This window comes from Bradyrhizobium shewense (assembly GCF_900094605.1).
Taxonomy (GTDB): domain Bacteria; phylum Pseudomonadota; class Alphaproteobacteria; order Rhizobiales; family Xanthobacteraceae; genus Bradyrhizobium; species Bradyrhizobium shewense.
In genome coordinates this window covers 139957-153857 of the sequence record NZ_FMAI01000016.1, presented here as the reverse complement: position 1 = coordinate 153857, position 13901 = coordinate 139957, and the positions used below count along the sequence as shown (strand labels likewise).

General features: G+C 60.8%; 17 protein-coding genes. 16 read left to right on the top strand and 1 reads right to left on the bottom strand.

What is annotated here, in order from left to right:
• Positions 1-167 precede the first annotated feature (167 nt).
• From GA0061098_RS27630 to GA0061098_RS27545, 16 genes are all read left to right on the top strand, one after another.
• On the top strand, positions 168-1064 hold the full coding sequence (locus GA0061098_RS27630; RefSeq protein ID WP_091964033.1) for a LysR family transcriptional regulator: 897 nt from the start codon (positions 168-170) through the stop codon (positions 1062-1064).
• A 140-nt stretch (positions 1065-1204) separates the two neighbouring features.
• Positions 1205-1387 carry a hypothetical protein gene (locus GA0061098_RS27625; RefSeq protein ID WP_091964030.1) on the top strand — a complete coding sequence of 61 codons (183 nt, stop codon included), beginning with the start codon at positions 1205-1207 and terminating at the stop codon, positions 1385-1387.
• Positions 1384-1761: a hypothetical protein gene (locus GA0061098_RS27620; protein ID WP_245323651.1), complete on the top strand. Its 378-nt coding sequence runs from the start codon at positions 1384-1386 to the stop codon at positions 1759-1761. The genes GA0061098_RS27625 and GA0061098_RS27620 overlap by 4 nt, the downstream gene beginning before the upstream one ends.
• 55 nt (positions 1762-1816) lie before the next feature.
• Complete coding sequence (locus tag GA0061098_RS27615; protein ID WP_091964027.1) at positions 1817-2299, top strand: hypothetical protein; 483 nt, start codon at positions 1817-1819, stop codon at positions 2297-2299.
• 10 nt (positions 2300-2309) lie between these two features.
• On the top strand, positions 2310-2669 hold the full coding sequence (locus GA0061098_RS27610) for a MaoC/PaaZ C-terminal domain-containing protein (protein WP_347337544.1): 360 nt from the start codon (positions 2310-2312) through the stop codon (positions 2667-2669).
• A gap of 243 nt (positions 2670-2912) precedes the next feature.
• Positions 2913-3908: a helix-turn-helix domain-containing protein gene (locus GA0061098_RS27605; protein ID WP_245323648.1), complete on the top strand. Its 996-nt coding sequence runs from the start codon at positions 2913-2915 to the stop codon at positions 3906-3908.
• Positions 3909-4229: 321 nt separating this feature from the next.
• Entirely contained in the window at positions 4230-4502 is a 273-nt protein-coding gene (locus tag GA0061098_RS27600; protein ID WP_091964024.1) for a hypothetical protein, read from the top strand.
• A gap of 20 nt (positions 4503-4522) precedes the next feature.
• Positions 4523-5512 (top strand): COG3904 family protein, encoded by a 990-nt coding sequence (locus tag GA0061098_RS27595; protein WP_091964021.1) that lies wholly within the window; start codon positions 4523-4525, stop codon positions 5510-5512.
• A gap of 16 nt (positions 5513-5528) precedes the next feature.
• Positions 5529-5714, top strand: coding sequence for a helix-turn-helix domain-containing protein (locus tag GA0061098_RS27590; RefSeq protein WP_283808009.1), 186 nt, complete (start codon positions 5529-5531; stop codon positions 5712-5714).
• Between the two features lie 294 nt (positions 5715-6008).
• Positions 6009-7229 (top strand): acyl-CoA dehydrogenase family protein, encoded by a 1221-nt coding sequence (locus GA0061098_RS27585; protein WP_091964182.1) that lies wholly within the window; start codon positions 6009-6011, stop codon positions 7227-7229.
• A gap of 58 nt (positions 7230-7287) precedes the next feature.
• A complete protein-coding gene (locus GA0061098_RS27580) occupies positions 7288-8133 on the top strand; it encodes an enoyl-CoA hydratase-related protein (protein ID WP_283808008.1) in 846 nt (281 codons plus the stop codon).
• Positions 8134-8174: 41 nt separating this feature from the next.
• Positions 8175-9416, top strand: coding sequence for a CaiB/BaiF CoA transferase family protein (locus tag GA0061098_RS27575; RefSeq protein ID WP_091964015.1), 1242 nt, complete (start codon positions 8175-8177; stop codon positions 9414-9416).
• Positions 9417-9448: 32 nt separating this feature from the next.
• Complete coding sequence (locus GA0061098_RS27570; protein WP_091964012.1) at positions 9449-10231, top strand: enoyl-CoA hydratase; 783 nt, start codon at positions 9449-9451, stop codon at positions 10229-10231.
• A gap of 53 nt (positions 10232-10284) precedes the next feature.
• The gene (locus GA0061098_RS27565; protein WP_091964009.1) at positions 10285-11211 is read left to right on the top strand and encodes a 3-hydroxyacyl-CoA dehydrogenase; all 927 of its coding nucleotides are present in this window, start codon (positions 10285-10287) and stop codon (positions 11209-11211) included.
• Between the two features lie 21 nt (positions 11212-11232).
• Positions 11233-12249, top strand: a complete 1017-nt coding sequence (locus GA0061098_RS27560; protein ID WP_091964006.1) for a 3-hydroxyacyl-CoA dehydrogenase NAD-binding domain-containing protein — start codon at positions 11233-11235, stop codon at positions 12247-12249.
• 786 nt (positions 12250-13035) lie between these two features.
• Entirely contained in the window at positions 13036-13533 is a 498-nt protein-coding gene (locus GA0061098_RS27545; RefSeq protein ID WP_091963998.1) for a hypothetical protein, read from the top strand.
• A gap of 22 nt (positions 13534-13555) precedes the next feature.
• On the opposite strand, the gene GA0061098_RS44090 is transcribed toward GA0061098_RS27545, so the two are convergent.
• The gene (locus GA0061098_RS44090) at positions 13556-13861 is read right to left on the bottom strand and encodes a hypothetical protein (RefSeq protein ID WP_129590963.1); all 306 of its coding nucleotides are present in this window, start codon (positions 13859-13861) and stop codon (positions 13556-13558) included.
• Positions 13862-13901 lie beyond the last annotated feature (40 nt).

Here is a 13901-nt window from a genome sequence, read left to right as displayed (position 1 = left end):
TTGGAGAGCCCGCCTGAGAAAGGGCCGTACGCGGAAAGGGTCCTTCCAGGCAGCGGAAGGTTCGCTCGATATGGGCCAGCGGTCCTCCCAAGCGAAGCCGTCTTCCGAAGTCCGGGGCGATATGGCAAAATCGGAAGGTATCCTCCCGAATTATGGAAGGGGATCCGATGGATCGCCTGGAAGCGATGTCGACCTTTCTGACCGTGGTCGAGCAGGGCAGCTTGTCCGCGGCGGCGCGGCAATTGAAAACGCCACTCACAACAGTCAGTCGCAACGTATCCGAGCTCGAGGCTCACCTGCGGACGAAGCTCTTCAACCGATCAAGCCGGCAGCTGGTGCTGACGGATGCAGGCACGTCCTACGTTGCGGCTTGCAAGCGCATTCTCAACGATGTGAGCGAAGCGGAGCGTACCGCCTCCGGCGAGTACACCACACCGACGGGCGAGCTGGCCGTGACCACTCCGCTGGGCCTTGGGCGCATCATTCTGATGCCGATCGTCGCGGACTTCCTCAAGGCCTATCCGGACATCAAGGTGAGGATGATCCCAACCGATCAGAAGCTGAGCCTGGCCCAGGAACAAATCGATGTCGCGGTGCGCATCGGCGAGTTGCCGGACTCGAGCCTGGTCGCGCTGCGGCTCGGCAGGACGCGCCGGGTGGTGTGCGCCAGTCCGGCCTACCTGGCGGCGCGCGGAACGCCGCGCACGCCGGAAGATTTGGCCGGACACGATTGCATCAGCTATCCCGGCTTCTCGCCCCCCGATCTCTGGACATTCGTCAAAGGCAAGGCGACCATCGCAGCGCCGGTGCATACGCGGCTCATTGTCGGCAGCGCGGAAGCGGCTTGTACGGCAGCCCGCGCTGGCGTGGGAGTTTCCATCGCATTCGCCTACCAAGTTGAAGCTGGTCCGGAAGCGGGAGGATTGACGACCGTGCTGGATGAATTCCAGCCACCGTCAATGCCGGTCAATCTGGTCTATACCGCCAATCGGTTTCTGCCGATCAAGGTCAGAGCGTTCCTGGACTTTGCAGCCCCGCGGCTGAAGCGAGTTTTCGCGGAGTAAACCGAGGCGGTGCACACTCCGCTGTCGAGCTTCCAAAATCCGGAAGGATGACTCCCGGTTTCCCCGCCTGTTGACCCGGGCCTTTGGCCCCACCTCCAGTCATGACCTGCCGGAAACGGCGTTACCAACTGGAGGCGAATATGGGTGAAGTCATTCAATTTATCCCGAAGGCCGAGCGCGAACGGCTCCGTCTGATACGAGAAGCCCGCGCGATCTACGACAGCGTCTTCCCGCCGGCCGATCCGGCCAACGGGCAGCCCGACAGCACACCGATCGTCATCAACGGAACCTGGATTCATCGGGGCGGCGAACCGTTGTCGTGATCAACGACTTCGCCGTGCTCGATCGTCAACCATTAGGAGAAATCGTCATGTCAATCCGCAACACGCTCTTCGCCGCCGCATTGGGTATCGTTTCTCTGACGGCCGCCCACGCAGAAGGACTGCGTCCCATTGAGGCCAAGAGCATCGACCTCGGCGGGATATCGGGGGTCGCCTACTACACTGTCGAGCGCGATGGATTTCGCGTAGTCGCCACGCTGGCGCAAGGCCAGACAGGAACACCGTTCCGCGTCGTATCTCTTCTCACACCTGGTCAGCGCCTGCTTCTCTCGACACCGCAGCCAGCGGGCGTGATCGAGATCAGCCGGGAAGGTGACAGCGTGCTCGTTCGCAAACCGGGCACAGCCTCGAACTGAACTTCGATTTGAACGGCTGCGCTCACCAAGCGGAGCGCAGCCAGGGAAACTGCACATGTCCACCATCCATCTTCATCGGACGACCACGGCGACGCCCGAACAGTACGTGGCCGGCCTCACCGATTTCGGGCCTGGCCGCTCGAAGCTGTTTGGCAACAGCAGCGATGCGTATCTCAAGGTGCATCGTAGAAGCGGCTCGCATGCCGACGTCACGGAAGGCTCGGGCGGGATCTGGGAGCGCCTGCACTATGACTGGTCCGGTCCCAACCGCGTCGTCCTCACCACGACCGACTCCAACGTGTGGGGTGGTGCGTCGGGTCACGTCTACACCTTCACGCGCCGGCCCGTCGGCACGACAGACATCGATGTGGTCGTCATACGCGACGGCAAGAACCTGATGGGGCGGCTGCTCGGCCTCGTACTCGGAACGATCGGCAGGCGGGTTCTGGACAAGGCGTTTGAAGACTCCGTCAGGGCCATCGAAGCCCGGAACAAGGCTGGGCTTGCGAATGCAGGCCGCTCCAGCATCGCAGCCTGAGGAGGCCGACATGACCATGGTCCAAGCGAGCCGCGAGTCTGCAAGACAAATCCCAGCAGGTCAGCTCTATCTCGATGACCTTCACGTCGGACAACGCTTCACCACCCGAACGCACAGACTGGACGAAGCACAGATCAAGGCATTCGCCCTTCAGTTCGATCCGCAACCCTTTCATACGGACGAGCACGCTGCTGAGCGGACACTCTTCAAGGGTTTGGCGGCGAGCGGTTGGCACACCGCCGCAATCACAATGCGCCTGAATGTCGAGAGTGGTCCGCCACTCGCCGGCGGTTTCGTCGGCGCCGGCGGCGAGGTGAGTTGGCGGCACCGGCCCGTCCGGGCGACGTGCTCCATGTTGAGAGCGAAGTAGTTGAAGTCACGCCATCACGCTCGCGAGCCGATCGCGGAACGATAGTCCTCCTGAGCCGGACGATAAACCAACGCGGCGACGTCGTTCTGGTTCAGAAGGCTAAGCTTGTTGTTCTGCGCAAAGTCGCGGCGTGAGCGAAGGTCCGCCTGCAAAGCTAACATCAGGAATAAAAATGTCGCCTATCGGACGGCGTGGAGTCCTAGAGGACGAGCAATGTTAAGGTCAACCTTACAGGAGCGCGTCGTGGAAATTCGACACGAGCAACAGGCTGCAGCGGGCTGCAATGAGCCGTGGCCGTACTACGAGTTTTGGGGGAAGCATGGTCCGGTGAATGTGCTGCAAACCTCGACCGATCGCGGCTGGTCCGGCCTGTCGGCTCAATTGTGTAGTGTCAACAAGGCGGTGATCCCATGGACCACCCCACAATCCGATATCAGGATGTGCGTCGATGTCCGCGGCAATAAATCCTTCATCGCGCGGCGGGCCCCGGGCATCGAGAGTCGGATCACGGTGCGGCGAGGCACAGTATGGCTCTCTCCTCCCGGTTTGCAGGATGGTTCCGTTGATATCACCCAAGATATGAGTGGGGTCTTGCATGTCTATCTTCCGATCAGCCATTTCTCACCGAGCAATGTCGATATCGATCAATCCGCAATCGGCGCGTTAGGTTACGAAAGTGCTTTCGAGGATCCGTTGCTGGCCGAGATGGGATATGCCATCGCATCTGAGCTTGAGACCGAAACCTCCGCCGGCCGTCTCCTTATTGAATGCCTTGCCTCCAGTCTGGCGGCGAGGTTGGTTCAAAATTGCATCGCGTCACCGGCTCGCCAGTCCGCGTTCCCTGGCGCAAGTGGAGCGCTGGATCGACGCAGACTTCAGCGGGTTCTGGATTACATTGAAACGAACCTGGAAGGCGATCTCACTCTTGATCTCATGGCATCCATTGCTTGCCTGAGCCGGTATCACTTTGCCCGTGCCTTCAAGCAAGCCGTCGGACAATCTCCTCATCGCTACGTTAGCGCCAGACGCCTTGACCGCGCGAAAGCCTTGTTGATGCAAGGTGATCGATCGTTGGTGGATATTGCGCTGGCGCTCAGCTTTTCGGACCAAGCCAGTTTCACACGCGCATTCAGGCAAGCAACAGGCCAGGCGCCCGGCCAATATCGCCGCGACTTCGGATCGCGACGCCACGATTCGTCGCCGGCTGATATCGGGCCGGCTCTTCCGATGCTGGCGTGAATCTGCAGGTCGCAACCGCCTCGCTCCCAGTCTGATGGCCCGTACGGCTACCCTCAACGGCAACTAACAGAGGCTCGCAATTCCGAAGCGGCGGTCTGAGAAACTCAATACGCGTGGCCATTACCTCCCATCTGCATCTGTCACCCTGGCCAGCAACAAATGACAATGCGACAGCATGCGATGCAAAGAATTCGGCCGGTCCGTTCACTATGTTCGATAGCGATGAAGCAAGGCACTAGAACCGTCGCTCTTGCGGTCCAGCGAACATCGCGGCTCGCCCAGCGCCGATTTCGAGCGGCAAGACGACTGAGGAGTTTCGTGATGAGCATCAGAGATACAGGCGCACTATCAGGTTTTACTCGCAAGACGGCTGAGTCAGCATCCAACTTCGTCAACGTCGTTCAAAACCTGATCATGGACGTGCGCGACAGCTACCGGCCCGAACTGCATTACATGCGCGGCCCCGGTCCAAAATGGCGGGCCAAGCATCAACCCAGGCAAGGCGCCAGTCCTGAAGCCGTACCGTCAGCCGGGCACCATCAGCTGTCGCCGGTGTATGTCCACCGCCGCGGCACGGCCGACCCCATCCGATAGCTGGCCGAGGTTATGCAATCATGTTCGTGATTCCAGTGTACTTGCTGGCCGTTTCGCTCTTGATCAACCTGGCGACAATCTCGAGGGTCAAGTCCTCGGAGCGGATTCGCATCTCGGATCGCGGTCGTTGGGCGGAAACCCGAGGATGGATGCTGCTCGTTGGCGCCGGCCTTTGCATCGCATTGATGGCTGTGCTGAGCGGTTCGGTGCATGCCGATGTCGTCCTCGAAGAACGCAAACTGCCGATGAAGTTCACTTGGGTCGATTGCCAGCCGAATTGCCGGGGTTGGGTCAGAGCGGCCGGTATCGTGACCGCCGACAGTCCAAGGGAGTTCGATGAATTCGCCCGTGGGCGCCAGCTCGGTGGCGCGACCATCGTGCTGGATTCCAGCGGCGGTTCGGTCAACGACGCGATCGCGCTTGGGAGGCGTTTCCGCGAGCTCGGGGCACTGACCACCGTCGGCGTCAGCGTGCAGACCAACACCGCGCAGAACGCCCCTGCCAATATGGCACCCGTCGCCTATTGCGAATCGATGTGCGTGTTCCTTCTGCTGTCGGGCAAGACGCGTTACGTGCCCGAGACCGCCCATGTCCGGGTGCATCAGATCTGGCTCGGCGACCGTGCCAATGACGCGAAGGCCGCAACCTACAGCGCAGATGATCTGATGATCGTGGAACGCGATATCGGGCGGCTCGCCAAATACACCTTTGACATGGGTGGCGCAGGCGATCTGTTGTCGCTGTCGCTGAACGTGCCGCCGTGGGAAGATCTGCATGAACTGTCTCGGGACGAATTGCGACTGAGCAATCTCGTAACCACCGATATGGTTGCTCAGGCGGGCAGCTCCGATGCTGCGGCAGTCGAGCTGACGCCAAAATCGGTGCAAGGTCGCTCGGTAAGCCGCGCGATTGCGACCTCTCCGGAGCCGGCAAGACCCGTCATGTCGGCTGAAGCTACGAGCCGCACGGGCGGCGCGAGAACGGCGACGACGCCGCTTGGGCAAGAGTAGGTATTAGGTAGCCTATCTGCGAGTTGCGAAGAGTCTTGGCCGCCGGCGCCTTCACCGCGCCAAAGCCCTGTTGATGCAAGGTGATCGATCGTTGGTCGATATTGCGCTGGCCCTCAGCTTTTCCGGCCAAGCCGGTTTTACATGCGCATTCAGGCAAGCAACGGGTCAGGCGCCCGTCAGTGTCGCCAGATATTTGGCTTAGCAGGACGTCACTGAGACGAACTCTTGTGTTGTGGCCTCGACCGATCTGAGCACCTCGATCGTGTCACGCGTTCAGCCATGTCACACCCTTTCAGCATAATCAGAAGTTCCTGAGATGACGTGCCGGTCATTGCCGGTCATCCCCACCTTTGCATTGGCCGCAGATCGCCCGCAACAAATGACAAAACGAGAGCAAGCCGTGCAAAGCCTTCGCCTGCTCGCTTCAATTATCTTCGATGCGTTGGAACGAGACGCCTGCCGCAGTCGCAGGCCCCACATCGAGATGGAGATCGAAATGGCCACTGCTGCTGCAACGAAGTCTTTGGCACAGAAACAGCTTCCGGTGCCGAACGCTGACTTCTTCCAATTCGCTGAAATGCTCTCCGAGGAGGAACGGGCGGTCGTCAAGAAGGTGCGCGACTACATGCAGACAAAGGTCGCACCCGTCATCAACAAGTGCTGGGTCGAGGACTCGTTTCCGTCCGAATTGCTGCCCTCCTACAAGGAGCTGAACATCGCTGGTCTCGGCATCAATGGTTATGGTTGTCCGGGCGGAAGTCCTGTCCTGTTCGCTCTCGTCGCCCTGGAGATCGCGCGGACCGACGTTTCGTTCTGTACCTTCCATGGTGTCCACACCGGTCTCGCGATGAATTCCATCTATCTCGCGGGCACCGAGGAGCAGAAGCAGAAGTGGCTGCCGCCAATGGCGCGAATGGAGAAGGTCGGCTGCTTCGCGCTGACCGAGCCGCTGGTGGGCTCTGGGACCGGTGCAGGTCTCACCACGACGGCGAAGCGAGAAGGCGACACCTGGATCCTCAACGGCCAGAAGCGCTGGATTGGCAATGCGCCGTGGTGCGACATCTCGATCGTCTGGGCACGTGACGTTGCCGACGACCAGGTGAAGGGCTTCATCGTCGAGAACAAGACGACGCCCGGCTTCAGCGTCGAGAAGATACAGAACAAGATCGCGCTGAAGGTCGTGCAGAACGGTCAAATCACGATGACCGACTGCCGCGTGCCTGATGCGAATCGCCTCCAGGGAGGCAAGGGAACGTTTCGCGACCCGGCGCTGGTGCTGCGCGGCACCCGACATGGCGTCGGCTGGGAAATCACTGGCGCGCAGATGGGCGCCTACGAAAATGCCCTCAAGTATGCCCAGGAGCGTTTGCAGTTTGGCAAGCCGATTGGCTCCTTCCAGCTTGTTCAGGATCTTCTGGCCAAGATGCTGGCCAACATCGTGGCCTGCCAGTGCATGCTGTTCCGCTCGGTGCATCTGGAGACCGAAGGCAAGCTGACCGATGCGCAGGCGGCGATCGTCAAGGCATTCTGCACGAGCAAGGCGCGGGAAACGGTCGCCTGGGCCCGCGAGGTGCTGGGCGGCAACGGCATCCTCGTTGACTACAACGTGGCGCGTTTCTTTGCCGATACGGAAGCGATCTACTCCTACGAAGGCACCTACCAGATGCAGAACCTGATCGTCGGCAAGGCGATCACCGGCTTTAGCGCCTTCGTTTGATGTCGCGAATGGGCCGGCACTCGGCTGCCGGCCTCAACCTCAGCCAGGACCAATCAACATGTCAACATCAGCAATGACGCCGTCACTGGCGGCTTCCTCCGATGCTTCACCCGCGCGAGGATTGACGCTTGCGAATGTCCTCTACGAGAAGCGTGGCGCGATCGCTTACGTGACGGTCAACCGCCCGAAGGTCCTCAACGCCTTGAATCTTCCGACTTGGCTGGACCTGCGGACCGCATTCGAGGCGGCGCAAGATGACGCCGAAGTGCGCGGCGTCATCCTTACGGGTGCGGGCGACAAGGCTTTTATTGCCGGCGCTGACATCAGCGCCCTCGCGCAAGCCACCGCGATCGACGCCGAGCGGTCCAGCCGCCTTGGACAGCAGGTCCTCGATCTTATCGAGAACCTCGGCAAGCCGGTGGTCGCTGCGATCAACGGCTTTGCGCTCGGTGGCGGTTGCGAGACCGCGATGGCCTGCACTATCCGCATCGCCGTGGAGCCCGCGAAGTTCGGCCAACCGGAGGTCAAGCTCGGGTTGATTCCAGGCGGCGGCGGCACGCAGCGACTGCCCCGGCTCATCGGCAAGGGCCGAGCGCTTCAGCTCATCCTGTCGGGTGGAACCATCAGCGCGCAGGAGGCGCACCGTATCGGGCTCGTCAACGAGGTGGTCGCAGCGTCCGGTCTGATTCCGCGTGCTGAAGCGATCCTGAACGAGATCGCCATCAACGCACCGCTCGCGGTCAAGTTCGCGTTGGAGGCCACCAACAGGGGAATGGAAATCAGCCAAAGCGAAGGCCTCGCCCTCGAAGCTTCCTATTTCGGGCTGTGCGCGGGCACGGAAGACAAGAAGGAAGGCACGTCGGCCTTCCTCGAGAAACGCGCACCGCAGTTTCACGGTCGCTGAGATTGCAAACCAGTAAACCAACTCGATTTCAGGAGCCACCAATGGCAAACGACAACATCTTTTCCGGCTTGAAGGTCGTTGACTTCTCGAGTTTCGTCGCCGCACCAGGCGCGGCAGTGATCCTCTCCGACTTCGGCGCCGATGTCATCAAGGTCGAGCCGCCGCATGGCGATCCCTGGCGCAACGGGCATAAGGTGCCATTCCAGCCGAATGCCCACGATCCCTATCAGTGGCATCTCGCCAACCGCAACAAGCGTAGCATCGCGCTGGATCTGAAGTCAGAGAGCGCGCAGCAGATTATCTTCGAGCTCGCCAACTGGGCCGACGTGTTCATCGTCAACACGCCACATCATGCACGGAAGAAGCTGAAGCTCGAATATGACGACGTCGCGGGATGGAATCCGCGCCTGATCTATGCCGATCTCACAGGTTTCGGCGAGCACGGGCCGGACGCCGAACTGCCCGGTTTCGACATCACCTCCTACTGGGCGCGCAGCGGTCTTTTGTCGATGACGCGCGATGCCGGCGCGCCGCCGACCTGGCCGGTGGGAGGCAGCGGCGATAATGCCACGGCCGTCGGTCTCTACGCGGCGATCGTCACCGCCCTGTACCGGCGCGAGCGCACCGGCAAAGGCTCCTATGTCACGACGTCGCTGCTAGCCCAGGGCGTGTGGTCTGCGAGCGTTTCCATTCAGGCAGCTCTCGCCGGCGCCAAGTTTCCGCCGATGCACGACCGCACGCATCCGGCCAACGCCGCGGCGAATGTCTATCGTTCCTCCGACGGCACGTGGTTCGTTCTGATCGTGACACCCGACAAGTTCGTTGCCGTGGCGAATGCCATCGGTCGTCCGGACCTGCTAACGGATCCGCACTTCGCCGATCCCAAGCAACTCGTCGAGAACATGTCGAAGCTTACCGAAATCTTTGACGAGGTCTTCGGCGCCCAGCCCATGGCGCATTGGCATTCGGTGTTTGCCGGCGTGAACGTCACCTTTGGCGAGGTGCGCGGGCCGCAGGAGGTCATCAACGACCCGCAACTCGCGGCCAACGATATCGTCGTTCCGCTTAATGGCGCCGGCGGCAAGCTGACGTCGACGATCTCGAGCCCGATCACGGTCTACGGCGTGGACAAGACGGTGGCGCAGCGCGCCCCCGATCTCGGCGAGCACACCGAGCAGATCCTCGGCGAACTCGGCTTCGACGCCAGGAGCATCGACAACCTGCGCGAAAATGGCGCCGTCGCGAAAGCGGCGCCATCGCGCAAGCAGGAACACACGGCCTGATCGCGCAAAACCATCGAATAAGGAAGCACGCAATGAGCGACATCATCACCGAGCGTTCCGACGGCATCCTGCGCGTCGAGTTCAATCGTCCCGAGCGGAAGAACGCGATGACCAACGGCATGTACATTGAGCTGGCGCAAATTCTCAACGAGGCCGGCGAAGACGAGCACGTTCGCGTCGTGCGCTGGCACGCCGCCGGCGACACCTTCTCCGCCGGCAACGATGTCAAGGATTTCCTCAAGCCCGCGGCATCAGGCGAAGCCCCGCAGGCCCGCCTAATGGATGCGTTCATCAGGTTCGAAAAGCCGATCGTCGTTGCGGTGCAGGGCGCGGCTGTTGGCGGCGGCACCACCATGCTGACACACTGCGATTTCGTCTACGCCGGCGAGAGCGCGAAATTCAAGCTGCCGTTCATCGACCTGGCGCTCGTGCCCGAGTTCGGATCAAGCTATGCGATACCAGCCCGCATCGGGCATCTGCGGGCGGCAGAATTGTTCCTGCTCGGCGAGACCTTCAGCGCTGCGCGCGCAGCAGAGCTCGGTCTCGTGACCCGCGTGGTCCCCGACGACCGGCTATTCGTGACAGCGGTGGAAACGGCGAACAAGCTCGCGGCAAAGCCGAGCGGCGCATTGCGAGCCGCCAAGCGGCTCCTCAAGCGAGGTTTCGTCGATCAAGTCAAGTCGGCCATCAAGGTAGAAAGTCAGGAGTTCAGCGAGCGGCTCCACTCCGCCGAGGCCAAGGAAGCGTTCTCGGCATTCCTCGAGATGCGCCCGCCCAATTTCACCCGCACGGCGGCTCCGATTGCGGCCGAATAGGCCGCTATCCCGCTGGCATTATCACCACAGACTTTGACGCTGAAGGATAGATTATGACCGTACTCCATGCCACGCAGACAAAGGCCGCATCGAGCGCGACTCGTTCCGGCCGGTTGTTCCTTCTTGACCTGAGCGGCGGCCGCGTGCTGGCGATGAACCCGGACGGCTCGCAGCCCCGTGTCATCGCGGTCGACTGTCCCCATCCCGACGGTATCGTCGTCGACGTGGCAGCGGGTCACGTCTACTGGACCAACATGGGTGTCGTTCCCAGCCGCAACGACGGCTCCATCGAACGCGCCGACCTCGATGGCGGCAATCGCACCTTTATCGTTCCACCTGGCGGCACGTTCACACCGAAACAGCTCCATCTCGATAAGGCGAACGGCAAACTCTACTGGTCCGATCGCGAAGGGATGCGAGTCATGCGCGCCAATCTCGACGGTTCGCAGATCGAAGCCCTGGTCCAGACCGGGGAGAGCGAAGATGATCGCCACGACCAGAGCAGGTGGTGTGTGGGCATCGCCATCGATCACAAGCGGAAACAGATCTACTGGACGCAGAAGGGGGCCGACAACGCCGAAGTCGGTCGCATCTTGCGGGCCGGGATCGATATCCCGAAAGGCGAGACGGCGGCTGAACGCAGCGACATCGAGGTCTTCTTCAACGGCCTTCCCGAGCCGATCGATCTCGAAATCGATCTCGAACATCGTCTCCTTTACTGGACCGACCGCGGCAATCCCCCGCGCGGCAATACGGTGAATCGCGCGGCCATCGACGCGAAGCCGGCGCAAGACGTGCCGCAGATTGTGGTCTCGGACCTGATGGAAGGTATTGGCATCGCGCTCGATGTTCCGGGGGACCGCATGTTCGTGACTGATTTCGCCGGTTCGCTTTACACGGCGAAGCTCGACGGCACGGACAAGCAAATGCTGCTCGCCGCCCAGGGCAATCTCACCGGCGTCGCCTACGTCGAAATCTAGAAAACATATCGGAGCAACGACATGACCATCACCAAACCCATTCGCCGCGTCGCAATCATCGGCACCGGCGTGATCGGCGCAAGCTGGGCCGCGCAGTACCTCGCCAAGGGACTTGACGTCGTGGCAACCGATGTCGCGCCGGACGCCGAGGCGTCGCTGCGCAAGTTCGTGAAGTCGGCCTGGCCAGCGCTCGAACGGCTGGGTCTTGCACCCGGCGCATCGCAGTCGCGTCTCACCTTCACCCGCGATCTGCCGACCGCACTGGCGGGTGCGGACCTGGTCCAGGAAAACGGGCCCGAGCGAGTCGACTTCAAGAAGAAGCTCTATCGTGAGCTGGACGAGCTGCTGCCGGCCGACGTGATCATCGCATCAAGCTCGTCAGGTCTCACCATGAGCGAAATCCAGTCCGATTGCCGCCTGCATCCTGAGCGCTGCGTCATCGGTCATCCGTTCAATCCGCCGCATTTGATCCCGCTGGTCGAGATCGTCGGCGGCACAAAGACCTCGGAAGAGACGATCCGGCGCTCGGTGGAATTCTATACATCGATCGGAAAGCAGACGGTGCGGCTCAACAAGGAATTGCCCGGGCACGTCGCCAATAGGCTCCAGGCCGCGCTTGCCCGCGAGGTCTACTATCTCGTCGACGAAGGCGTCGTCAGTGTCGCAGATGTCGACACGGCGCTTTGCTGGGGACCTGGCCTGCGCTGGGGCATCATGGGCCAGGTCATGCTGAATCATCTCGGCGGGGGTCCGGGCGGCATCGAGCATATGTTGAAGCAGTTCACTGGACCGATCACGGCCTGGTGGAAGGTACTGGGATCGCCGACCCTGACGGCCGAGTTGCAGAAGAAGCTGATCGACGGCGCTCATGCCGAGGCCGGAACGCGCAGCGTCGAGGAGCTCGAAGCCGAGCGAGACGAGATTTTGCTCGGCCTGCTCGAATTGCGCACAAAGCGCTCTGGGAAGGCCGAGCCGAGCGATAGACCAGTCCGCGTCCTCAGGGAATCGCCCGACTTGTTTGGTGCATCGCCGATTTGACCGCATCAAGCGCAGCCAACAGGAAATGTTCGGCCTGAGGAAATTCACCATGAACAGCATCGCGGTATTGGCATCGCGCCTTCGGCTGACCTCGCGGTCCGGCCGGCTGGAGCGACCGCGCCAATGAACATGATGGCTGATGGCGAGATGATGACCCTGCACATGTAGCGCTGACCAGCGGGGACACCACCCTGTGTGGGCAGTTGAAGCAGATGGAGACTTTTGTGTCACCGAAAAACCGACATTCAGGCCGCGCAGCGGCAGTCACCGGTGCCGGGGGAGGGCTCGGCCGCGATATCGCGCTCGGCCTCGCAGCCAAAGGCTACGTCGTTTTCGGAACGGCCATGTCGGGCGTGGAAATCCAGGATCTCGAAGACGCTTCAGGTGGGCGTCGGCATCGCGGGTAGTCGACGGGCGGAATACGGGACGAAGAAATTCGCACGTCGGGCGCGCCTTATTCAGGTGACCCTGCAGGTCTTGACTGCCGTTCTACGGTTGGCCAAGGCTGTGCTTGAGATCCTGGATAAGGTCGCCAACTGCGATGCTCGAAAACTTCAAGGAACGCTATACGTCTCGCGGTAAACACATTTTCGTTCCGAACGCGGAATGCGATCGACGAGGGGATACGCTCCTCAAATTTGCCGCTGAAATCGAGTTGCCTCACTATTTCTTCCACTACCGCAGCGGCGGACATGTGGCGGCGCTCCACGAGCACCGAACCAATCGATATTTCTTCCGCGTCGACCTCAAAAACTTCTTCTATTCGATCTCTCGAGGGTGGCGCACATGCTGCGTCAACTGGGCTTTCACTCAGCGCGCGATTATGCGGCGTGGTCGACCGTACGCAATCCGTATGAGGGCGGGCCGAAATACGTTCTGCCGATCGGGTTCAAGCAGTCCCCGCTCCTAGCTAGTCTGGCGATCCTCTCGATTTCGGAGGCCTGGACCGGCGGCTATGCCGTACGTAGATTTCTGCTCACGGTCGAATTCGTTTCAACACCACGCCCGCGCCGATCGGCCTCTGAGGCCGAAAAGCAAATCCGAATAGCCGCTTCATTTCAAGCTGGATCGGCTGATTATGCCCTGTATCGTGTTCGCCTGAGAGAAACTTATTCCCATATCCAGCGCGAGCTTGAAAAATTGTTCGATGGCTTCGTGCTTGGGAATGCGGTGCCGTCGGCAAATTGCGATCGCCTTCTTCGCAAGATCGATCCCATCGCTCCCGCTGACCCACTCGGGGTTGTCGACTTCCCGTTCGAATTCGGAAATTGCCCCGGTCGGTAATTCGCATCCGTGCAGAAAATATCTAAGATACGGCTTGAAGTGAGGGGTGCTCGAAGATCTCTTCACCTCTGGTGCCGTTTCTTTCGAAAAGGCTTTGCCGAGACCCCTTCAGGCGACCTGTCTTGTACTTGGGATCCGTGAAAAAACTGACACGATGCTGAGGTATCGCCGCACGATCGATGAGAGATTTCATCACCGCCAAAATCGGTGCGCGATTGCTTTGGTAGACTGCGTGTGGATCGATCGCAACGGGCAAGTCATCCCGAAGATCAATCTTACTCAGAAGCTCTTGTTCTTCGGGTGTTAAAGCAATGTGGTACCTGTTCATGCGAGCTGTTTTGGGGCACGCCCAACTCTCCGTTCGACTA

Coding starts and splice junctions, on each gene's coding strand:
- GA0061098_RS27630 (WP_091964033.1), top strand. CDS start 168: ATGGATCGCCTGGAAGCGATGTCGACCTTTCTGACCGTGGTCGAGCAG.
- GA0061098_RS27625 (WP_091964030.1), top strand. CDS start 1,205: ATGGGTGAAGTCATTCAATTTATCCCGAAGGCCGAGCGCGAACGGCTC.
- GA0061098_RS27615 (WP_091964027.1), top strand. CDS start 1,817: ATGTCCACCATCCATCTTCATCGGACGACCACGGCGACGCCCGAACAG.
- GA0061098_RS27610 (WP_347337544.1), top strand. CDS start 2,310: ATGACCATGGTCCAAGCGAGCCGCGAGTCTGCAAGACAAATCCCAGCA.
- GA0061098_RS27600 (WP_091964024.1), top strand. CDS start 4,230: ATGAGCATCAGAGATACAGGCGCACTATCAGGTTTTACTCGCAAGACG.
- GA0061098_RS27595 (WP_091964021.1), top strand. CDS start 4,523: ATGTTCGTGATTCCAGTGTACTTGCTGGCCGTTTCGCTCTTGATCAAC.
- GA0061098_RS27585 (WP_091964182.1), top strand. CDS start 6,009: ATGGCCACTGCTGCTGCAACGAAGTCTTTGGCACAGAAACAGCTTCCG.
- GA0061098_RS27580 (WP_283808008.1), top strand. CDS start 7,288: ATGTCAACATCAGCAATGACGCCGTCACTGGCGGCTTCCTCCGATGCT.
- GA0061098_RS27575 (WP_091964015.1), top strand. CDS start 8,175: ATGGCAAACGACAACATCTTTTCCGGCTTGAAGGTCGTTGACTTCTCG.
- GA0061098_RS27570 (WP_091964012.1), top strand. CDS start 9,449: ATGAGCGACATCATCACCGAGCGTTCCGACGGCATCCTGCGCGTCGAG.
- GA0061098_RS27565 (WP_091964009.1), top strand. CDS start 10,285: ATGACCGTACTCCATGCCACGCAGACAAAGGCCGCATCGAGCGCGACT.
- GA0061098_RS27560 (WP_091964006.1), top strand. CDS start 11,233: ATGACCATCACCAAACCCATTCGCCGCGTCGCAATCATCGGCACCGGC.
- GA0061098_RS27545 (WP_091963998.1), top strand. CDS start 13,036: ATGCTGCGTCAACTGGGCTTTCACTCAGCGCGCGATTATGCGGCGTGG.
- GA0061098_RS44090 (WP_129590963.1), bottom strand. CDS start 13,861: ATGAACAGGTACCACATTGCTTTAACACCCGAAGAACAAGAGCTTCTG.